The sequence below is a fragment of the Rhodanobacter sp. KK11 genome, assembly GCF_033345435.1.
Lineage (GTDB): Bacteria > Pseudomonadota > Gammaproteobacteria > Xanthomonadales > Rhodanobacteraceae > Rhodanobacter.
In genome coordinates this window covers 915,212-935,539 of sequence record NZ_JAWPMI010000001.1, presented here as the reverse complement: position 1 = coordinate 935,539, position 20,328 = coordinate 915,212, and the positions used below count along the sequence as shown (strand labels likewise).

Annotated in this window: 16 protein-coding genes; 6 read left to right on the top strand and 10 right to left on the bottom strand. The window is 69.8% G+C overall.

Going from position 1 to position 20,328, the window contains the following annotated elements:
* Positions 1-52 precede the first annotated feature (52 nt).
* Entirely contained in the window at positions 53-454 is a 402-nt protein-coding gene (locus R5H19_RS04125) for a DUF4870 domain-containing protein (protein WP_318157687.1), read from the bottom strand.
* A gap of 223 nt (positions 455-677) precedes the next feature.
* A complete protein-coding gene (gene pmbA, locus R5H19_RS04120) occupies positions 678-2,045 on the bottom strand; it encodes a metalloprotease PmbA (RefSeq protein ID WP_318157686.1) in 1,368 nt (455 codons plus the stop codon).
* Positions 2,046-2,149: 104 nt separating this feature from the next.
* On the opposite strand from pmbA, the gene R5H19_RS04115 reads away from it, so the two are divergent.
* Both R5H19_RS04115 and yjgA read left to right on the top strand, forming a co-directional pair.
* A complete protein-coding gene (locus tag R5H19_RS04115; protein ID WP_318157685.1) occupies positions 2,150-2,401 on the top strand; it encodes a DUF1653 domain-containing protein in 252 nt (83 codons plus the stop codon).
* A 26-nt stretch (positions 2,402-2,427) separates the two neighbouring features.
* Complete coding sequence (gene yjgA, locus R5H19_RS04110) at positions 2,428-2,985, top strand: ribosome biogenesis factor YjgA (RefSeq protein ID WP_318157684.1); 558 nt, start codon at positions 2,428-2,430, stop codon at positions 2,983-2,985.
* A gap of 103 nt (positions 2,986-3,088) precedes the next feature.
* On the opposite strand, the gene R5H19_RS04105 is transcribed toward yjgA, so the two are convergent.
* The 4 genes from R5H19_RS04105 to R5H19_RS04090 form a co-directional block, all read right to left on the bottom strand.
* Positions 3,089-4,477, bottom strand: coding sequence for a cytochrome C (locus R5H19_RS04105; protein ID WP_318157683.1), 1,389 nt, complete (start codon positions 4,475-4,477; stop codon positions 3,089-3,091).
* Between the two features lie 203 nt (positions 4,478-4,680).
* Entirely contained in the window at positions 4,681-6,120 is a 1,440-nt protein-coding gene (tldD, locus tag R5H19_RS04100) for a metalloprotease TldD (protein ID WP_318157682.1), read from the bottom strand.
* 159 nt (positions 6,121-6,279) lie between these two features.
* Positions 6,280-6,513, bottom strand: coding sequence for a hypothetical protein (locus R5H19_RS04095; protein WP_318157681.1), 234 nt, complete (start codon positions 6,511-6,513; stop codon positions 6,280-6,282).
* 2 nt (positions 6,514-6,515) lie between these two features.
* Entirely contained in the window at positions 6,516-8,777 is a 2,262-nt protein-coding gene (locus R5H19_RS04090) for a tetratricopeptide repeat protein (RefSeq protein WP_318157680.1), read from the bottom strand.
* Positions 8,778-8,919: 142 nt separating this feature from the next.
* On the opposite strand from R5H19_RS04090, the gene R5H19_RS04085 reads away from it, so the two are divergent.
* Positions 8,920-9,570: a hypothetical protein gene (locus R5H19_RS04085; protein WP_318157679.1), complete on the top strand. Its 651-nt coding sequence runs from the start codon at positions 8,920-8,922 to the stop codon at positions 9,568-9,570.
* A 115-nt stretch (positions 9,571-9,685) separates the two neighbouring features.
* Here R5H19_RS04085 and R5H19_RS04080 read toward each other — a convergent pair whose 3' ends face one another.
* A complete protein-coding gene (locus R5H19_RS04080) occupies positions 9,686-13,624 on the bottom strand; it encodes a YhdP family protein (RefSeq protein WP_318157678.1) in 3,939 nt (1,312 codons plus the stop codon).
* A 36-nt stretch (positions 13,625-13,660) separates the two neighbouring features.
* Positions 13,661-15,139 carry a ribonuclease G gene (gene rng / locus R5H19_RS04075; RefSeq protein ID WP_318157677.1) on the bottom strand — a complete coding sequence of 493 codons (1,479 nt, stop codon included), beginning with the start codon at positions 15,137-15,139 and terminating at the stop codon, positions 13,661-13,663.
* A 143-nt stretch (positions 15,140-15,282) separates the two neighbouring features.
* Between rng and R5H19_RS04070 the strand changes: the two genes are divergently transcribed.
* Both R5H19_RS04070 and R5H19_RS04065 read left to right on the top strand, forming a co-directional pair.
* Positions 15,283-15,987 (top strand): ATP-binding protein, encoded by a 705-nt coding sequence (locus R5H19_RS04070; RefSeq protein WP_318157676.1) that lies wholly within the window; start codon positions 15,283-15,285, stop codon positions 15,985-15,987.
* The gene (locus R5H19_RS04065) at positions 15,971-16,492 is read left to right on the top strand and encodes a mismatch-specific DNA-glycosylase (protein WP_318157675.1); all 522 of its coding nucleotides are present in this window, start codon (positions 15,971-15,973) and stop codon (positions 16,490-16,492) included. The genes R5H19_RS04070 and R5H19_RS04065 overlap by 17 nt, the downstream gene beginning before the upstream one ends.
* 38 nt (positions 16,493-16,530) lie before the next feature.
* Here R5H19_RS04065 and R5H19_RS04060 read toward each other — a convergent pair whose 3' ends face one another.
* On the bottom strand, positions 16,531-17,823 hold the full coding sequence (locus R5H19_RS04060; protein ID WP_318157674.1) for a cytochrome c: 1,293 nt from the start codon (positions 17,821-17,823) through the stop codon (positions 16,531-16,533).
* Positions 17,820-18,581 carry a c-type cytochrome gene (locus R5H19_RS04055; protein WP_318157673.1) on the bottom strand — a complete coding sequence of 254 codons (762 nt, stop codon included), beginning with the start codon at positions 18,579-18,581 and terminating at the stop codon, positions 17,820-17,822. The genes R5H19_RS04060 and R5H19_RS04055 overlap by 4 nt, the downstream gene beginning before the upstream one ends.
* A 99-nt stretch (positions 18,582-18,680) precedes the next feature.
* On the opposite strand from R5H19_RS04055, the gene R5H19_RS04050 reads away from it, so the two are divergent.
* The gene (locus R5H19_RS04050) at positions 18,681-20,288 is read left to right on the top strand and encodes an amidase (RefSeq protein ID WP_318157672.1); all 1,608 of its coding nucleotides are present in this window, start codon (positions 18,681-18,683) and stop codon (positions 20,286-20,288) included.
* The last annotated feature ends 40 nt before the right edge of the window (positions 20,289-20,328 follow it).

Here is a 20,328-nt window from a genome sequence, read left to right as displayed (position 1 = left end):
CACGAAAAAGGGCGGCTCGCGCCGCCCTCGTTTCGCCTCGCCGCCTACCGGCTCAGCTGACCAGCCGCAGCGTGAACGGGTAGCGGTAGGTGGTGCCCTCGTTCGCCTTGATCGTGGCGATGATCACGAACACCAGCCAGCCGATCGCCAACACCGCCAACAGCAGGAAGCCGATCAGGATGAAGCACAGGATCCAGCCCACGATGGCGGCGATCGCCACGGTGATGTTGAAGTTCAGCGCTTCCTTGCCCTGGTCGTTGACGAACGGCATGGTGTCCTTCTTGATCAGCCAGATCACCAGCGGGCCGATGATGCTGCCTAGCGGAATGATCACGCCGACCAGTGCGGACAGGTGCGCGAACATCGCCCACTGCCGCTCTTCGGCGGAAGGGGTTCCGGCCATCGGCGGCTCGCTTGGCGGGGGCGGAATGACGGACTCGGGTGGAACGCTCATGCGCATCTCCTTCTACGTCGAAGCTCACCGGCCGCTTGCCGGTCGGGAGGATGCTAGCAAGGCTGGCGCCGCTTTGCCGCATGAATCTGCGACAAGCGCCTGGCTCCTCCCCGGCATCGCAGGGGGAAGACGGAGAGGAGCTGCCTGGCCTGGCGAAGAAGCCGTGATCAAGAGCAACCCCACCCCTGCCTTCCCCTGCGATGGAGGGGAGGGAGAGTCATGCCTACTCGCCCGCCACCGTCATGCGGTCGAGCAGGATCGAGCCGGTGAGGATGTGCGAGCGCGAGTCCACATCCGTGCCCACCGCGACGATGCCGGCGAACATGTCGCGCAGGTTCGCCGCGATGGTGATGCCTTCGACGGGATAGGCGATGCGGCCGCGCTCGACCCAGAAGCCCGCCGCCCCGCGCGAATAGTCGCCGGTGACGGTGGACACGCCCTGCCCCATCACCTCGGTGACCAGCAGGCCGCTGCCCAGGCGCTGCAGCATGCCGTCGAAATCGCTGCGCTCGCCGTCGGCTGCGCCCGGTTGCACCATCAGGTTGTGCACGCCGCCGGCGTTGCCGGTGGAGGCCAGCCCCAGCTTGCGCGCCGAGTAGCTGCCCAGCACGTAGCGCGCCAGCACGCCGCCTTCGACCAGCGCGCTGTCGACGGTGGCCACGCCCTCGGCGTCGAAGTTGCCCGAGCCCTGGCCGCGCGGCAGGTGCGGCCGCTCGTCGATGTGCAGCCACGCCGGCATGATCGACTGGCCGGCGTGGTCGAGCAGGAAGCTGGCGCGGCGGTACAGTGCGCCGCCGCTGACCGCGCCGAGGAGGTGGCCGATCAGCCCGCGCGCCAGCTCCGGCGCGAACAGCACCGGGCACTGCCGGGTGGACAGACCGCGTGCGCCCAGCCGCGCCAGCGTGCGCTCGGCGGCCTTGTCGCCAAGCGCCTTGGCAGTCATGAAATCGCCGGCGGCGCGCACGCTGTCGTACCAGTAGTCGCGCTGCATGCCATCGCCCTCGCCGGCAATCAGCGCCAGCGACAGCGAGTGCCGCGTGCCGCGCTCGCGCCCGACGAAGCCATGCGAGTTCGCGTACACCGACAAGCCCTGCCCAGCCTGCACGCTGGCGCCGTCGGAGTTGCTGATGCCGGCATGCGCGCGACCGGCCTCTTCGATCCGGATGCCCAACTCGATCGCCTGCGCGGTGTCGATGTCCCACGGATGCCACAGGTCGAGATCGGGAAACGCAGTGGCCATGCGCGTCGCGTCGGCCAGCCCCGCGGCCGGGTCGGCCTCGGTGTGGCGGGCGATCGCGCAGGCCTGCTCCAGCGTGGCCTGGATCGAATCGGGATGGAGGTCGGCGGTACTGGCCGAGCCTTTGCGCTGGCCGAAGTACACGGTGAGTCCGAAGCCGCGGTCGCGGGTGTGCTCCACCGTCTCCACCTCGCCCAGGCGCACGTTCACGCTCAGGCCAGTGTCGATGCTGGCGGCCACCTCGGACTGGCTGGCGCCGGCGGCGCGGGCGCGGCGGATCACGTCCTCGGCCAGCTCCGCCAGGCGGTCAAGCTCGTGCAGGCTGCGGTCCTGGCTGATGGCAACTTCGCTCACGTTGGGGTTTTCCTGGGAAATAGACGGGTAGAATAAGCGGTTCGCAGCCGCAGGCCCCGATCTGGGGGCGCAGCCGCGGAATGAAAGAGCTGCGGAGAACGCCCATGCAACCCACCGCCGGCATCTATCGTCACTACAAGGGTCAGCGCTACCGTGTGCTGGGCACCGCCCGCCACAGCGAGACGATGGAACCGCTGGTGGTCTATCAGGCGCTCTACGGCGACTACGGCCTGTGGGTGCGCCCCGCCGCGATGTTCAGCGAAACCATCGAGCTGGACGGCGAGCCGATCGCCCGCTTCGCGCTGGAGCAGGCCGACAGCGAACCGGCCGAGCCGGGCGGCAACGTCTCCATCTGATCCACGCCTTTTTCCGGAACCCTCCCGTGAGCCCCAGCCGCAGCCGCAACCAGCACGAACTCGACGACACCGACTACGGTCCCAGTCGCAGCCAGCAGCGGCGCGAGGCGCTGGCCGTGCTCGAACTGGCCGGCCAACTGGTGGAACTGCCGCCGACCCGGCTGGCGAAACTGGACCTGCCCGACGACGTGCGCGACGAAATCGCCAACGTGCGCCGCATCGCCTCGCACATCGCGCGCAAGCGCCAGCTCGCCTTCCTCGCCAAGCTGATGCGTCGTCACGACGACGAGGCATTCGCCGCCGTGCGTGCCGAACTCGGGGAAAACCGCGACAAGCAGCGTCAGGAAACCGCGGCCATGCACCGCATCGAGGCGCTGCGCGAGCGCCTGCTTGGCGACGACGGCGACGCCGCGCTGTCCGCCCTGCTCGTCGAACATCCGCAGGTCGATCGTCAGCACCTGCGCTCGCTGATTCGCCAGGCCCGCATCGAAAAGGACACGCCGAACAAGCCGCCGCGGGCGTACCGGGAGATCTTTCAGGTGCTGAAGGATCTGGCGCAGTCGGGTGATTCCGCCGAAGGCTGAAGATTGATTGGGCGGCGATGGCGACACCACCTCGTAGCCTGAAGGTGAGCCGCCCCGGCCGCGGGTTTGCCGTGCTTCGGGTGAACGGACGCGACGCCGTGGTTCAGATCGCCAGCCACACGTAGAAGTAGAGCGTGTTGTTGTCGCTGGCGTTGCGTCCTGCCCCGTCGATGTTGTGCACGCGGCCGCTGAAGCGGTTGAACCAGGTGTATTGCAGGCCGAGCCGCGCGTTGGCCCATGGCTGCTGCCACGAATCGGGCTGGCCGAACGGGCTGTAGTCGAGCTCGATGCTTTCGCCCCGGGTGTTCGGCGCGCCATCGTTGCCGTAAAGCGTGACGTCCCGGCTGCCGTTGTAGACGAACGATGCCAGGGTCACGCCGTAGGTGTGGCGGTACCAGTAGCTGCCCTTGAGGTTGAGCGACTGCAGGGTGTCGTGCAGGTGGTCCGACCCGCCGCCGCCCCAGGTGGCGTCCAGGCGCTGGCTCTCGTGGACGTACAGCCCGTCGACGGTGATCGCGTGATCGCCATTGATGTACATGTAGCTGGAATCCACGCCAAAGTCGCGGAAGCGGTCCGTGGGTCCAGGCAGCGCCACCGCGTCGCCGGCCGCATTGGTGCCGACCTGTCCGCGGCGCATGTTCAGCATGAAGCCGCCGACGGAGACGTTGCCGTCAGGCAGGTTCCACGTGTAGGCCAGGCGCGCATAGGGCGTGACCCCGCTGAGGCGGCCGTTGAAGTCGGCATTGACGCGGCGCAGGAATGCCGGTGACAGCGAGCGATAGCCGCCGGCCTCCAGGTACCAGGCACCGTCCAGTTGCACGTAGGCACTGGCGCCGATCACCTGGCCGCCCAGGCCGCCGAACAGCATCGGCTGGGCCGGAGCGCCGGGGGCCAGATCCGCCGACAGGTACGGGTACATCCAGGCCGGCGCGGTGTTGAACACATCGCTGACGGTGGGGTTGTTGTTGACCGTGATGCCCCAGATGCCGGTGTGGCTGCCGCGGCTGAACATGCGCGCGTAGCGCAGGTCCACGTTGTCCCAGCCAAGCAGCCCTCCGTTCTCGGAATAGGTGGCCTGGGCAAAGATGCCGATGTGCTCGCTCAGCCGCCCGGCCAGGAACACCGAGGCCTGCTGCAGTTCGGTGTTGTCGTTGGTGCCGAAGCCCTTGGCCGGAGCTTCCGCCTGGGCTTTCTGCGTATGCGTGAACGATTCCACCAGCATCGCCGACAGCGGCAATTCCTTCGCGTCGCCGACCTTCATGGTGTAACCCATCAGCTTGAACTGCCGCCCGAACGCAGTGAGCTCCGGGCCGAAGGCTCCGACGTGGCACGCCACGCAGGCGAGTTGGGTTTGCCGCGCATACGAGGGCATGGCCAGCCCCAGGGTGGGCACGACCGCCAGCCACGCCAGCACCGCCAGCAACATCCAGCGCCGCACCAGGCGCAGGGAGACGAAGCGGCCACCGGCGTGGCCCTTGCAGTGACCGTTCATGCGCATCCACTCCGTAGCCGGGAACAAGGATGCCGCCAGCCTGAGCCGATGGATGCACCGCGTGTTGACTTCAATCAAGCAACCCGATGAACGACGCGGCGCCGTTTCGCCGCGACGGGTTGCCATCACGCCGGCCAGGCGCTGGCCCGCAAATACTTTCGAACTCGCCGCCGCGCCGATGGCGAACGAACCATCCCGCGTGGCTACGACGCCGTGCCGCCCACCGTCATCGCGTCGATCTTCAGCGTCGGCTGGCCCACGCCCACCGGCACGCTCTGGCCGTCCTTGCCGCACACGCCCACGCCTTCGTCAAGTTTCATGTCGTTGCCGATCATGGAGACGCGGTTGAGCACCTCGGGGCCGCTGCCGATCAGCGTGGCGCCCTTCACCGGACGGGTGATTTCGCCGTCCTCGATCAGGTAGGCCTCGGAGGCGGAGAAGGTGAACTTGCCGTTGGTGATGTCGACCTGCCCACCGCCGAAGTTAGGCGCGTACAGGCCCTTCTTCACCGAGCGGATGATCTCCTCCGGCTCGTGATTGCCGGCGAGCATGTAGGTGTTGGTCATGCGCGGCATCGGCAGCTGGGTGAACGATTCGCGGCGGCCGTTGCCGGTGGGCGCCATGCCCATCAGGCGCGCGTTGAGCTTGTCCTGCATGTAGCCCTTGAGAATGCCGTCCTCGATCAGGGTGGTGCATGCGGTCGGCGTGCCTTCGTCGTCGATGCTGAGCGAGCCGCGGCGACCGGCCAGGGTGCCGTCGTCGACGATGGTGACGCCCTTGGCGGCGACGCGCTGGCCGAGCCGGCCGGCGAAGGCGGAACTGCCCTTGCGGTTGAAGTCGCCTTCCAGGCCGTGGCCGATCGCCTCGTGCAGCAGCACGCCGGGCCAGCCGGGGCCGAGCACCACGGTCATCTGGCCGGCGGGCGCATCGACCGAATCGAGGTTCACCAGCGCCTGGCGCACCGCCTCGTCGGCAAAGCGCAGCGCGCGGCCGTTCTCGATCAGCTCGCGGTAGCCGTAGCGGCCGCCGCCGCCGGCATAGCCCTGCTCGCGGCGGCCGTTCGCTTCGGCGATCACCTGCACGTTGATGCGCACCAGCGGGCGCACGTCGGCGGCCAGGGTGCCGTCGGAGGCGGCGATCAGCACGGTGTCGATGGTGGCGGCGAGGCTGACGATGACCTGCCTGATGCGCGGGTCGCGCGAGCGCGCGTACGCATCGACCTCGCGCAGCAGCGCGATCTTGTCGGGGTTGGGCAGGCTCTCGACCGGATCGATCGCGGGATAGAGCGCGCGCGCGCCGTTCAGCGCCAGCGGCTTGCCCGCGCCGTTGCCGCCGTGCGCGATCGCGCGCGCGGCTTTCGAGGCTTCCAGCAGCTGCGGCAGCACGATCTCGTCGGAGTAGGCGAAGCCGGTCTTCTCGCCGGAGATCGCGCGCACGCCCACGCCCTGCTCGATCGAATGGCTGCCGTCCTTGACGATGCCCTCCTCCAGCGTCCACGACTCGCTGCGCGAATGCTGGAAGTACAGGTCGGCGGCGTCGATCGATGGACCCATCAGCTGGGCGAACACGCGGTCGAGGTCGCCGGTGGCGATGCCGCCGGGGGACAGCAGCTTGCTTTCGGCAAGAGCGATCAGGGAATCCATGGAGGAACCAATGCAATGCGGTGAGCCTGTAATGGTGGCATACCGCCCGGTTTCAACGCATTGCATGGCCGCGCACACCAAGAAGGCCGGGTGACGGGGCCGGATCTTCAGGGGCCTCACGTCGGCGAACGCACGCGAGCCGCAGGTTCACCCCGGCGATCAGTTCCGTTTCGGCGGGTTCACCACAATGACCAGGCAGAGCGGGGAGTGGCGCTCGATGGCGATGCTCCTGATGTCGGCAAGGTCGAAACGATAGGTCGTCGGCTTGCCCCTGGACCCGGTAGTTTCGCGCGCGGGTTCGCTGGCTTCCCGTCGCCGCGGTGCGGCGGCCTGTTTGGCGGCGGCGCTCGTCTTGGCGGTACGCATCTGTTCGCGATTGAGTCTGGTTGCCATGGTCATCCTCCAGCTGGATGCCCCGCACTCGAAGGCGGGGCGGGTGGCTCCGTGCGCCGGGACGTGCCCGCCGACGGCGGCGGAGACCACAGGCCCAGGCGACGGAAGGTGTAGTTGCCGGAGATCTGGGTTTCGGCGACGCCGGCGGCGCGCGCGGCCTGCAGCCGCTGGCGGGCCGCACCGGGATCGCCCAGCAAGGCGAAGGTTTCCGCATTGAACAGGGCCACTTCGCCGGGCTGGCCGCCCAGCGCCTCGGCGCGCCCGACCAGTTGGCGGGCTTCGGCCGAGTCACCCAGGATCGCCCGGTAGAGGCCGAGCAAGGCAACCGCCTGGGCGTCATCAGGTTTGACTTGCAGATAGTGTTCGGCGCGGGAGGCAGCTGCCTCGAACGCCTTGCGCGTGTCGGCAGGGTCCGACGCCGGGTCCGCCCGCATGGCCTCTCCCAGGTTGCCCCAGGCCCTGAAATCGTCCGGGGTCAGCGTCGTGGCCTGGCGCCGCAGCGCCACCGCGGCGGCATAGTCGCCGTGCTGGTACCTGAGCTCGCCGAGGTTGGCCAGCGTGTCCGCCGCCGGACTGATCTCGATGGCACGTTCCAGCGCCTGCGCCGCGGCCGCGTTGTTCCCTGCCGCCATGTACATGGCACCCAGCACGCCCCACCGCTCCGCGTTCTTCGGGTCCAGCTCGACGGCGCGGCGATACGAGGCCACGGCCTGGGGAATCTTGCCATCGAGGTACTGCCGGTAGCCGATCGAGGCGTGGATGAAGGCATCGTCAGGGCGCAGTTTCAACGCCTGCTGGAACTCCGCCAGGGCAAGGTCGCCGTGCCCCTGCGCCGCGTAGACATTGGCCATGCCCACGTGCGCGTACATGGCCTGGCCCGGTGCCTGCACGCTCCTGCGATAGTGCTGCAGTGCGCGCTCGGGATCGCCGGCGACGCTGTACAGGTCGCCCAGCGCCTGGTCCACCTCCGGCGCGCCCGGGTCCATTTGCTCGGCCTGCCGGCAGGCCGCCTTGGCGTTCTCCAGCGCGGTCGGGCTGCGCTGACCCTGGAAGCGCCAGGTCTCGGCGCGGCAGATGCCGGCCTGGGCCCTGGCGAATCCGCTGTCCTGCTTCAGGGCCTGGCCGAAGTGCGCGATCGCCTGATCGGCGGCATCCGGCAGGTCGGGGTGCCGCAGCAACTGCATGCCCTGCAGGTAGGTGTCGAACGCCGCCTCGCTGCGGGTGGTCGCCAGGCGTTTCGACAGCGCGCTGTCTTCCCCCGGGATCGCACCCAGCAACGCATGCACCACCTCTTCGGCGATGTCGCGCTGGGTGTCGAAGATGTCGGAAAGTTCGCGGTCGTAGGTGTGGCTCCACAGGGTGAAGCCGGTGGCGGTGTCGGTCAGCCGCGCCGTGATGCGCAGGCGCGCACGTTCGCGACGCACGCTGGCGCTGAGGATCGAGGCCACGCCCAGCCGGTCGCCCAGCACCCTGGCGTCGGCGGCATCCCTGCTGGCGGCAGGCGACACCGAGGCGACCACCTTCAGGCCCTTCACGCCGGCCAGCGCGTCGCGCATTTCCTCGGCCAGCCCTTCGGCGAAGTAGTTGTCGCCGGGGCTACCGCCGAGGTTGACGAACGGCAGCACCGCCACCGAGGCCGCGACAGGCCGGGGCGGCGCACGGTGCTGGACGGCCAGCCACGCGGCCAGCCCCGCCAGCAACGCCATCGCACCCAGCGCCAGCCAGCGCCCCGGCCACGCATGGGCAGGCGCAGCCGGTTCCTCGACGCCCCACACCGGCGGCGCGGCCGACGGCAGCTCGGTCAGCGCCGGCACGGGTTCGGCGGCAACCGCGATCGGTGGCGGCGGGAAGGCGGCCGGCGATTCGCCGCCTGCCTCCGGCGCGGCGCCCGCGACCGCGCCCGCGACCACCCCGGCAGGATCTTCCAGTTGCCCGATGAAGCAGTAGCCCAGGGCATGCCGGGTCTGGATGTAGCGCGGATGTTGGGGATCCTCGTCCAGCGCATGGCGCAACTGGGCGATGACGCGGGTCAGCACGCCCGGCGTGACGTGGCGGTGACCCCAGACCTGGTCGAGCAGGTCATCGCGACCGATCAGCTCGCCGGGGCGCTGCAGCAGCGCCAGCAGCACCGCGAAGGCTTTCGGCTCCACCGGCTGCGGAACGCCGGCCCGCAACAGGGCATGCGCAGCCGGATCGACCACGATGTCGCCGAAGCGATAAGGCGCGGCCCCCCCGTTGCGCGCCCCCGATTCCGTCCGCTCCATCGGGAAGCCCTCAGGCGATCACACAAACCTCGGTGTTCGCTCATGCAAGCCCTGTATTTCCATCATGACTCAAAACGGCCGCGGGATGGAGTCTTTCCCCACGCCGCAAGCCGCGGCGCATCCACCCGTCCGGAGGCACCCCATGAACGCCCAGCTCGCCACCCTGAACCCGCTGCCCGCCGCCCTGCAGTCGCCCGCCTGGGCCGACCCGCGCCACCCCGGTCGTCGTCGCCACGTGGGCGACTTCCTGATCCGGACCGAGGCGCTGGTCCATTTCAACCAGTTGCTGGGCCGGCTACAGCACTTCCCGCTGGACCAGGACCAGTTGGCCACGGCTTCGCGCGAACTGGCCGGCCAGTCCGCACCGACCCGTCCGGCAAGCATCCGCCAGCGGCTGCAGCTGGCCGGCACCGTCGAACAGATGATCGACGACGCCGGCTGGGAGACGGCCGCCGACGCGGTCCTCCCGGCCCGCGTGGTGGTGGACTACGTGCACGGCCGGCACGCGCTGATCCCGGGCGGCCTGCCGCCGGTCAGGCGCCTGGACGACGCCATCCTGGTCGACGCCGCCTGGCCGCAACTGGCCGGTGAGGTGGACAGTTACCTCGACTTCTGCCGCCTGCGCGCGCTCGAGGCCGAGCTACGCGGCTGCATGGTCGGCCGGTTCCGCTTCACCCGCGCCGACTGGCTGCAAGCCCGTCGCGCCGAGGCCGGGCTGATCGCCCACTGCCGCCGGGTCGGCGGCACCAGCTACCTGCCGGCCCCGGACACGCACAGCTTCCGCGTGTACTGAACCGCGGTCATGCAGGCGCGGGCCGCAGCCGCACGACCACGCAGGCCGGGCTCATCGTGTCGTACGGGACCGGTGGGCCTGGCCGCGCCGGGCGGTCACGCGCGGGGCCTGCTCTTCACGGCGACGAGCTGGCCGCGGCCGGATGCGCTTCAGGCGACGGCGCGGCAACTGGCGGTGCCGGCTTGGCATCGGGCAGCAGCGGCGGAGCAGTTGCGCTCGTGCCGCCACGTTTCTCGACCAGGGTGATCACCGGATTGTCCCAGCCGCCGGTGATGCGGTAGCGCGCGCTGGCGGCCTGGTTGAGACCGTGGCCGAGGATGCCCTGCACGGCGAAGCCGGCCGCGGCGCCGACCGGCCCGCCGACCACCGCGCCGACCAGCGGCAGGCTGTTGCCGACATGCGGCACCACCACCATCTGCTGGTCGTAGTCGCGCGCGCGCAGGCCGGTGCGGCCGTTGACGCTGATGTTGGCGGCCGGACCGATGATCGCCAGGTTGTCGGTGACGGCGTTGCCGTTGGCCAGCCGGAAGTCGCCGCTGATCGAGTCGAACGCCAGCCCCTTGCCGAACACGTCGCCGAAGTCCAGGGTCAGCCGGCGCGGCAGTTCGGTCAGCGAAACCAGGCCGAGCAGCCGCCCCATGCCGGGCGACGCCGCCTCGGGAATGCGGCCGTCGTCGACCCGGATGCTCAGGATGCCGTCCATGGTGGCCAGCGAGAGGTCGCTGGGCGCGCCGGGCCAGCTGGCGTCGAGCTGGTCGCGCGTCTTGCCGCCGTTGACCAGGCCCTCGTAGCCGAACGCGCCCAGCATCGTGCCAAGATCCTCGGCGGCGAAGCTGATCTTCATGCGCGTATGGCTGCTGGCGGCATTGCCGTTCCAGTCGCCGCTGCCGGTGATCTGCACCCGGCTGGACAGCGCGCGCAGCTGCTCGATGTGCATGCCCTCGGCGGTGGGCCAGGTTTCCAGCCGAGCCTCGCCGAGCTTCGCGTCGCCCAGGCGCAGGTCGCCAACCCACACGTGGAACGGCGGCAGCGCGGCCGGGTTGACCCCGGTGTTGGCCGGGTCGGGCGCCGGCGATGCCGTCGATGCGTCGGCGGCCACCGCGGCACCGACGGCGGCTTTCGCCGGATGGCTGACGGCTTCGGCGGCGGAGCTCTTCGGCCAGTACAGCCGCTGCAGTCGCGCGGTGACGCCGCGCTTGTCCAGTTCCTGCATCGGGATACTGTAGTTGCCGAGCATGGCCGGGCCGTCCACGTCCACGCTCAGCAGGTCCGACTGCGGCGTGGCGTGCAGCTTGAGCGCGCCCAGCTCGCGGCCGAAGCACTCGGCCTGGTCGGTGCTGACGTCGAGGCTTTCCAGCCCCGGCCCGCCGCTGCCGCTGCCGGCCACCGCATGCTGCACCCAGCCAGTGACGTCGAGCCGGCCGGCATGGCCGCGGATGCGCAGGTCGCGTGCCGGCAGTTCCCCGAGCATCTGGCTGCCGAATGCCAGGGTGCCGGCCAACGGCCGCTGCTCGCCGTCGGCCAGGCGCAGATAGCCGCGCAACGCGTCGCCCAGGCTGAGCCGCAGCTCGCTGCCCTCGACCGGCAGGCTCATCGTCAGGTGCAACGGCAGGCTGGCGGCCGCCGGCTTGTGCAGCGGCGCAGGCAGGTCCAGCGCGATGCCACTCAGCGGCGAGTCGACGCTGAGGGTCTGCGCCAGCGCGTCGCGGCCCGGCACGCGGGCAATGACAAAGCCGACGTCGAACACGCTGCGCCCGTCGCCCAGCTTGCCGACCCAGTCCAGCGACGGGTAGTCCTGCACCAGTTCGGCCAAGCGGTAGTTGCCGTGCAATTGCGCCGACAGCACGCTGGCGGGGTCGCTGTTGGCACCGGCGATCGCCAGTTGCAGAGTCGACGGCTGGCCGCGGAAGCCGGCATCCAGCGGACCGGCCCGCAAGCCGTGCAAATCGAACTGCAGCGGGCCGTTGAGCTTGTCCAGCTTGAGCTTCCATTCCGGCGCGGCGAGGTCGGCGTCCTTCAGCCGGGCCTGGCCGTCCAGTCGCGGTTCGCCAAGGCCTTCCTTCAGCGGTAGCTCCAGGTGGAAGCCGAACGTGCCGCTGCCGCCCAGCTTCAGCTTGGCCAGGGTGTCGGCCTCGTGGCTGCCGATCGGGCTCTTGCGCACGAACTCCATCAGGCTGGCGCCGCTGCCGTTGCCTTGCACGTTGAGGTCGAGCAGCGCGTCGTGGAAATCCGGGATCAGCGCGACTGCCCGCTCCGCCTTCACGCCCAGCGCGCGCCCGCCGTCGGCTTCGACCAGCATGCCGTTGCCGATGAAGTTGGCCACTGCACTGACATCTTCGGCGCGCGGCCAGCCCTTGCCGTAGTCGAGGGTGAGGTCGCTGATCGCCGCACGCGCCTCGAAGCGCCCCTCGTTGTGCCGGAACGGCCAGTCATGCAGGTCGCCGCGCAGCAGCACGTCGGCCTGGTCGAGGCGGCCGGCGACCAGGGCGCGGTCGAGCCATGCAACGGTATCCGGTGACATCGAGTCGATCGGCCAGAACAGCTTGGCGGCGGTCACGTCGGCCTGCGCCAGCTTCGCGTACAGCTCCATGAACGGGGCACCGCCCTGCGCCGGCAGCACCAGCTCGCCGCGGGCCTGGCCGGCATAGCCGGCGCCGGTGAAATCCAGCGCGTCGGCAGCGAGGTGCCAGTCGCCGTCCTGCGGCCAGAACGCCAGCGTGCCGGCCAGATTCGACAGCGCGAACGGCTGGCGGAAGGTGTGCGGAAAGGCCAGCGTGGTGGCCTGGGCGGGCAACTCCAGCGACAGCGCCTCGGCGTCGCCGCGCAACTCGCCGCGCAGGCTGCTCAGTCCCGGCAGCTTGCCGACCGGATCGATGCCCAGGCCGCTGAACGCCAGCTCGACCGAGCGCAGCCCGCCCGCGCGGTCCCAGCGCAACGCGAGCCGGTCCAGTTCGCCGCGCGGATGGCCGCTGCCCAGCCACTGCGCCAACGCCGGCGCCAGCGCCGGCTTCAGCGCCAGCCACGGCAGCAACGGCGCCAGCTGCAGCTTGCGTGCGGCGACGCCCACGCGCACCGCGTCGGTGCCGGGCCGGTGCAGGTCCAGCACCAGCGCGCTGCCGTCGTCGCCGGCCCAGCGCAGATCGTAGCCGTCGTCCGCATGGCGCACGCCGGCCAGACCATGCAGCGACGCCACGCTGGCCTTGCCGCCGGCGGGCGCGCTCACCGCCAGCGTGTCCAGGTCGAAGCGGATCAGGCTGTGGCTCAGCTGGCCGTTGCGCCAGTCGAGCCAGGCGCTCAGCTGGCCGCGACCATGCTCGACCGTGTAGCCACCCAGGTCGATGCCGTCCAGCAGCGGCTTCAGCTCGGCACCGCCCACGTCGACCCACACCCGGCCGGCGCTGCCATCGCTGCGGAAACGGCCGATCGTGCGCAGCGCGGCACTCACCCCGTCGCGCCGCAGCACGCCGCCGAAGCGGATCTCGCTGCCCTGGTGGCTCAGCCGCAGCTGTTTCGACAGCAGCGTGTAGCGCCCGCCCAGGGTGGCGTCGGTGACCACCACGCGGAGATCTTCCAGCCACAGGTCGGCCGACAACCGGCCCGGCGACAGCGGCTGGCGCGCGTTGCCGCCGGCCATGCCGATGCCGTTGACGTGCCAGCCGTCGGCGTCACGCAGCAGATCCAGCTGCAGGTCGCGCACGTGCAGGTTGAGCAGGTGCCGCGACGGCATCAGCCAGCCGCCGAAATCGAGTTTCAGTTCGGATTCGGGCAGCTGCAGCACCGCGCCGCTCTCGCCAGTGGCCGCGCCGACGCTCACTCCATGCATCAAGAACACCGGGCCGGAAGCGGTCCAGTGCCCTTCCATCGAAGCGATACTGACCGGCCGCTGCAACCGCGCGCTGAGCTGCGCGGCCACCCAGTCCGGATGTCGCGCCAGCAGCGGCAGCAGCAGCTGGGCCAGGGCGGCAGCGACGGCGAGCAGGATCAGCGCCACCCCGGCGGTCCAACCCGACGCGCGGGCGCAGCGATGCAGCCGCCGCTGCCACAGCGCGTTCACGCGCAGCGGTCCCGCTGGTGTCCGCCGCCGGCGGATTTACAGCAACACGACATCAAACTGTTCCTGCGAATAATGCTCTTCGGCCTGGAAGCGTATGCTCTTGGAGATGAACTCTTCCAGTTCGGCCACCGCGCCGGATTCCTCTTCCAGGATGCGGTTGACCACCGACGGGTTGGCCATCACCAGCAGCTTCTGTGCGTTGAACTGGCGCACCGCACGGGTGATCTCGCGGAAAATCTCGTAGGTCACCGTCTCGGCGGTCTTGACCGTGCCGCGCCCGCCGCAGGCCGGGCACGGCTCGCACAGCTGGCGCTCCAGGCTCTCGGTGGTGCGCTTGCGGGTCATCTCCACCAGTCCCAGCGCCGACATCGGGTAGACCGTGGTCTTGGCGTGGTCGCGGGCCAGGCCCTTCTCCAGCATGCGGATCACCTGGCGGCGGTGTTCCTCGTCGTTCATGTCGATGAAGTCGATGATGATGATGCCGCCCAGGTTGCGCAGGCGCAGCTGCCGCGCCGCCGCCTGCGCCGCCTCCAGGTTGGTGCGGTAGACGGTCTCCTCCAGGTTGCGCGTGCCGAGGTAGCCGCCGGTGTTCACGTCGATCGTCGTCATCGCCTCGGTCTGGTCGACGATCAGGTAACCGCCGGACTTCAGCGGCACCTCCTTCTTCATCGCGCGCTGGATCTCGTCCTCCACCCCGTACAGGTCGAAGATCGGCCGCTCGCCGGCGTAATGTTCGATGCGGTCGTCCAGGTTCGGCATGAACTTGTGCACGAACTTGACCGCCTTCTCGTAGGTCCCGTGCGAGTCCACCCGCACCTTCTCGATGTCGTCGTTGAGCATGTCGCGCAGGCTGCGCAGCGGCAGCGAGAGCTCCTCGTACACACGCTCGCCGACCTTCGCTTTCGCGATGTTCTCCTGCACCACGCGCCACACCTTGCCGAGGTAGGTCACGTCGAACGCCAGCGACTCGGCGCTCTGCCCCTCGGCATTGGTGCGCACGATGTAGCCCAGGGGGGTGTCGCCGAGCAACGGGGTCAGCACCTCGCGCAGGCGCTGGCGCTCGGCCTCGTCCTCGATTCGCGCGGAGATGCCCAGGGTACGCGCGTACGGCAGCAGCACCAGGTAGCGCGAGGGAATCGACAGGTGCGCCGACAGCCGCGCTCCCTTGGTGCTGATCGGGTCCTTCACCACCTGCACCACGATTTCCTGGCCTTCATGCACCAGTTCGCTGATCGAGGGCAGGTGGCCGTTGCCATTGCCGTTCGACTCGGCGCCTTCGGTCGGCGCGGGGCGCACGATGTCCGAAGCGTGCAGGAACGCCGCGCGCTCCAGCCCGATCTCCACGAACACCGCCTGCATGCCCGGCATCACCCGCTGCACGCGCCCCTTGTAGATGTTGCCGACATAACCGCGCCGCGACGCCCGCTCGACGTGCACCTCCTGCAGCATGCCGTTCTCGACCACCCCGACCCGCGTCTCGCGCGGGGTCACGTTGATCAGGATTTCTTCGCTCACCGCGTACTCCCCCGGACAGGCCATCTTTATAGCGGCTGCGGCCACGGACTGTCGATGAATCGCTGCATGGATTGCGCATTCTCCGGGCCGATATCGCAGAATGGCCGGGATATCGTTCCGATCGGGCCAGTTGGAGCCGAACCATGACAACGCTCGAGGCAACGCCGACCCTGCTGGCCTGGAGCGGCGGCAAGGACTGCCTGCTGGCCCTGCAACGGCTGCTGGCCGACCCGCAATGGCAGGTGACCGCCCTGCTCACCACGGTCAACCGCAACTACCAGCGCGTGGCCATGCACGGCACGCCGCGCGCGGTGCTGCAGGCGCAGGCCGCCGCGCTGGGCCTGCCGCTGCTGGAGGTGATGCTGGACTGGCCCGGCAGCAACGAGGCCTACGAGGCGGCCCATGCGCAGGCGCTGGTCGAGGCGCGCATGCGCTGGCCGGGGATCCGCCACTGCGCGTTCGGCGACCTGTTCCTGGAGGACGTGCGCGACTACCGCGTGCGCCAGCTCGGCCGCGAGAACTGGCGTGCGGTGTTCCCGCTGTGGGGCGAGGACACCACGGCGCTGGCGCGTCGCTTCATCGGCGAAGGCCACCGCGCGGTGCTGTGCTGCGTGGATACGCAGCAACTCGACGCCGGTTTCTGCGGCCGCCCTTACGACGCCGCCCTGCTCGACGCGCTGCCGGCCGGTATCGATCCCTGCGGCGAGCGCGGCGAATTCCACACGCTGAGCTACGCCGGCCCGCTGTTCCGCCAGCCGCTCAAGCTGCGTCGCGGTGAATCGGTGCTGCGCGACGGGCGCTTCCAGTTCACCGATTTCCTGCTGGACGAGCATGCCGCGGCGGACTGAGCGGCACGTCCTGCCCGACCTGCTGCAGCCCGGACTGGCGCTGGTGTTCTGCGGCACCGCCGCAGGCAAACGCTCGGCCACCGAGCGCGCCTACTACGCCCATCCCGGCAACCTGTTCTGGCGCGCGCTGTTCGAAGCCGGCCTCACGCCGCGCCTGCTCGCACCGGCGGAGTACCCGCAGCTGCTCGGCTACGGCATTGGCCTCACCGACCTGGCCAAGCGCCACAGCGGCAACGACGACGAGCTGCCACGCGACGCCTTCGACGTACCCGCCCTGTTCGCCCGGATCGAACGCCACGCCCCACGCCTGCTTGCGTTCACCAGCAAGAATGCGGCGCGCAGCGCACTCGGTCACGCGGTTAGCTATGGGCCGCAGGACGAAACCCTCGGCAACACGCGCTTGTTCGTGCTGCCGTCGCCATCCGGCCAGGCGCGCGGACACTGGGATATCGGCTCGTGGCAGGCGCTCGGCGAGCTGTACCGCACTCTCCACGCCAACGGGTAGGGCAGACAGTGCCCGCCCTACTGCGCGCGAAGCCGGGCTCAGTCGACTGGCGTGTGACGGTAGGTGCTGACCGCTTCGGCGCGCACGATCGAGGCTTTGTTCGACCATGCGCGGCGGATGTAGGTGACCACCGCCGCCACCTCGCCGTCGCTCAGCTGCTGCGCGAACGGCGGCATCGAGTACGGTCGCTGGTTGGCCGCGGTGACCGGCGTGAAGCCGCCGAGCAATACCATGCGGGTCGCGTTGATGCCGGTCGGCTCGGTCACCGAGGAGTTGCCGTCCAGCGGCGGATAGACGCCGGCCACGCCTTCGCCGCGCTTGCCGTGGCATTCGGCACAATGCTTCGCATAGACCTTTTCGCCCTGCTCGGTCAGCGTCCGGGTGTCGAACGGCGTGGTCGGTGCCGCCGGCGCCGCCCGCGGCGGCAGCGACTGCAGGTAGCTGGCGATCGCGTGCAGGTCGGCATCGCTCATGTACTGGGTGCTGCCCGACACCACCGCGGCCATCGGCCCGAATGCCGAACCCTTCGCGGACTGGCCGGTCTTCAGCAGGTCGACGATATCCTGCGCGCTCCAACCTTCCAGGCCACCGTTCTTCTGCGTGCTCAGGTCGGGCGCGTACCAGTTCTGCACCGGGATCTGGCCGCCGGTGAGGTGCACGTCCCGTGGCGTGCCGCCAAGCGTGTCGCGCGCCGCATGGCATTCGTTGCAATGGCCCAGCCCCTGCACCAGGTAGGCGCCGCGGTTCCACTCGGCCGACTGCGCCGGATCGGGCTTGAACCCGCCTTCGCGGAAGTACAGCGTGCGCCAGGCCTTCAGGCTGTTGCGCACGCTGTAGGGGAACGCCAGCGCCGGCGCGACGGCCGGCTGGTGCACCGGTGCCAGTGATTGCAGGTAGGCGAAGATTGCCAGCGCATCCTCATGGCTCACCTTGGTATACGAGGTGTACGGGAACGCCGGATACAGCAGTTCGCCATGGCGGCCCTTGCCGCTGTGCAGCGCCTGCCAGAAGTCCTCGAAACTCCAGTCGCCCAGCCCGGTCTCGCGATCGGGCGTGATGTTGGGCGCCGGGATATCGCCGAACGGCGTGGCCAGCGAACGGCCGCCGGCGTAGCGCGCACCGCCTTGCATGGTGTGGCAGCCGGCGCAGTCGCCCACTGTGGCCAGGTACTGGCCTTTCGCGATCAACGCCGGATCGCGCAAGGTGGCGGCCGCGACCTTGCTTGCGGCCGGCGGCGTCGGCCGGCTGCAGCTGCCGCCGAACAACACCCAGCCCAGCACCAGCACCACCAACAGCACGATCAGCAGCAACAGCCAACGCAGCCACTTCATGACGGGTCTCCCGTCGCGCCCAGCACGCCGCATTGCAACGGCGGCGTCACCGACCCGGCCGGTTGCGCGTGCGTGTCGGCCGGCAACTCGCGGCTGGCCAACGCTGCCGCCACCGCGGTGATGTCCGACTCGCTGAGCCGATTCGCCACCTCGGCCATGCAGTCGGGCGCCACCGTGGCGCGGGTATGCGTGCGCCAGGAGCCCAGTTGCGCGCTGATGTAGTCATACGGCAAGCCGACCAGCCCTGGCGTGGACGGCTCCACGCCGGTCAGCTGGCTGCCGTGGCAACTGCTGCAGGCGGGAATCCTGCGCGCCGGATCGCCCTTGCCGATCAACTCTTCGCCGCGCTGCAAGGTCGCGGCGGACACCGGCGGCAATGGCGAGCGGCCGTACGGCACCTGCTGCGCAGCGAAGTATTCGGCGATCTCGCGCATGTACGCAGGCGGCAACTGGCGCACGGTGTATTCCATCGGCGCGTACTTGCGCAGGCCGTTCTGGAAATCCTGCATCTGGCGCGCCAGATACGCTGCCGGTTTGCCGGCCAGACGCGGGAAGTAACCGCTGCCGGGCGTGCCTTCGCCATGCACGCCATGGCAGCTGGTGCAGGCGGCGATGCGTTGCTGCAGGGTGTCGGGAACCGCGGGGGCGGTCGCGGGAGTATCGGCGGCATGGCTGGCGCTGCCGCAACACAGGGCGAGCGCGAACAGGATGGCGACACCGAACGGCTTGGCATGATGCAGGCTGGCGTTCGTATTCATCCGGCGATTGTACGCTGGCGAGCGCAGCACCCAAACCGGGCCGGCGCTAAGCTGGGCGTCACGGCCACGTGCCGCATGCATCGAAACCAGGGGGATATCGTGAATCGTCCAGCCGTCCATCTCGCCGCACTCGTCGCCGCCTTGCTCGCCGCCCCTGCGCTGTCCGCCGAAGCCGCGTCGCCGGATCCCGCCTACGCGTCCATCGGGCAGCTGCAGCAACGCATGGATGCCGGCACGCTGGACAGCCGCGGGCTGACCCAGTCGCTGCTCGAGCGCATCCAGCGAATCGACCGCTCCGGCCCTGCCCTGCGCGCGGTGATCGAGACGAACCCCGACGCGCTCGAGCTGGCCAGCACGCTCGACGCGCAACGCACGAAGGCGCGCGGCCCGCTCTACGGCATCCCGGTGCTGCTGAAGGACAACATCGACACCGGCGACCGCATGCTCACCACCGCCGGCTCGCTGGCGCTGGCCGACGCGCCGGCGCCGCGCGACGCCGGCCTGGTCGAGCGGCTGCGCAAGGCCGGCGCGCTGATCCTGGGCAAGACCAATCTCAGCGAGTGGGCCAACTTCCGCTCCAACCACGCCAGCAGCGGCTGGAGCGGGCGCGGCGGGCAGACGAAGAATCCCTACGTGCTCGACCGCAACCCATGCGGCTCCAGCGCCGGTTCCGGCGCAGCCGTGGCGGCCGGCCTGGCTACGGTAGCGATCGGCAGCGAGACCGACGGCTCGATCATCTGCCCCGCGGCGATGAACGGCATCGTCGGCATCAAGCCCACCCTGGGCCTGGTCAGCCGCAGCGGGATCGTGCCGATCAGCCACAGCCAGGACACCGCCGGTCCGATGGCGCGCAACGTGACCGACGCCGCCGCCCTGCTCAGCGTGATCGCCGGCAGCGACCCGCGCGACCCGGCCAGCGCCGAGGCCGATCGACATGCCACCGACTACACCCGCTTCCTCGATCCGAACGGACTGAAGGGCAAGCGTATCGGCGTGGTGCGCCAGCTCGCCGGCGCCGAGCCGAACGCCGACCGCGTGCTGGAGCAGTCGATCGCGCTGATGAAGGCACAGGGCGCGATCATCGTCGACCCGGTCACGCTGCCGCACCTGGCCGAACTCGGCAAGCCGGAAATCACCGTGCTGCTGTACGACTTCAAGCACGACATCAACGCCTACCTGGCCGGCCGCAGCGGCCTCAAGGTGAAGACGCTGGCCGACCTGATCGCGTTCAACCGGGCGCATGCCACGCAGGAAATGCCGTGGTTCGGCCAGGAACTGTTCGAGCAGGCCGAGCAGCAGGGGCCGCTCAGCGACAAGGCATACGTGGATGCGCTGGCCAAGGCGAAACGGCTATCCGGCCCGCAAGGCATCGATGCCGCGCTTAAGGCCCACCATCTGGACGCCTTGCTGGCGCCGTCGTGGGGCCCGGCCTTCATGACCGACCCGGTACTCGGCGACCACATCGTCAGCGGCGACCCCACCGTGGGCGGCGCCTCGCAGCCCGCGGCCGTGGCCGGCTATCCCTCGATCACCGTGCCGGCCGGCTGGGCGCACGGCCTGCCGGTGGGCATCGTGCTGTTCGGCGCGAAGTGGAGCGAGCCGACGCTGATCTCGATTGCCTACGGTTTCGAGCAACACGCCAAGGCGTGGCAGCCACCGCAGTTCCTGGAGACGGTGGGCGGCAAGCCGGCCACCTCCATGCGCTGAGCACCTGACGTGAAAAGGCGGCCGGCGGCCGCCTTTTTCC

Coding starts and splice junctions, on each gene's coding strand:
- R5H19_RS04090 (WP_318157680.1), bottom strand. CDS start 8,777: ATGGAGCGGACGGAATCGGGGGCGCGCAACGGGGGGGCCGCGCCTTAT.
- R5H19_RS04095 (WP_318157681.1), bottom strand. CDS start 6,513: ATGGCAACCAGACTCAATCGCGAACAGATGCGTACCGCCAAGACGAGC.
- R5H19_RS04125 (WP_318157687.1), bottom strand. CDS start 454: ATGAGCGTTCCACCCGAGTCCGTCATTCCGCCCCCGCCAAGCGAGCCG.
- R5H19_RS04065 (WP_318157675.1), top strand. CDS start 15,971: ATGCCGCGGCGGACTGAGCGGCACGTCCTGCCCGACCTGCTGCAGCCC.
- tldD (WP_318157682.1), bottom strand. CDS start 6,120: ATGGATTCCCTGATCGCTCTTGCCGAAAGCAAGCTGCTGTCCCCCGGC.
- R5H19_RS04115 (WP_318157685.1), top strand. CDS start 2,150: ATGCAACCCACCGCCGGCATCTATCGTCACTACAAGGGTCAGCGCTAC.
- R5H19_RS04055 (WP_318157673.1), bottom strand. CDS start 18,581: ATGAATACGAACGCCAGCCTGCATCATGCCAAGCCGTTCGGTGTCGCC.
- R5H19_RS04105 (WP_318157683.1), bottom strand. CDS start 4,477: ATGAACGGTCACTGCAAGGGCCACGCCGGTGGCCGCTTCGTCTCCCTG.
- R5H19_RS04085 (WP_318157679.1), top strand. CDS start 8,920: ATGAACGCCCAGCTCGCCACCCTGAACCCGCTGCCCGCCGCCCTGCAG.
- R5H19_RS04070 (WP_318157676.1), top strand. CDS start 15,283: ATGACAACGCTCGAGGCAACGCCGACCCTGCTGGCCTGGAGCGGCGGC.
- R5H19_RS04060 (WP_318157674.1), bottom strand. CDS start 17,823: ATGAAGTGGCTGCGTTGGCTGTTGCTGCTGATCGTGCTGTTGGTGGTG.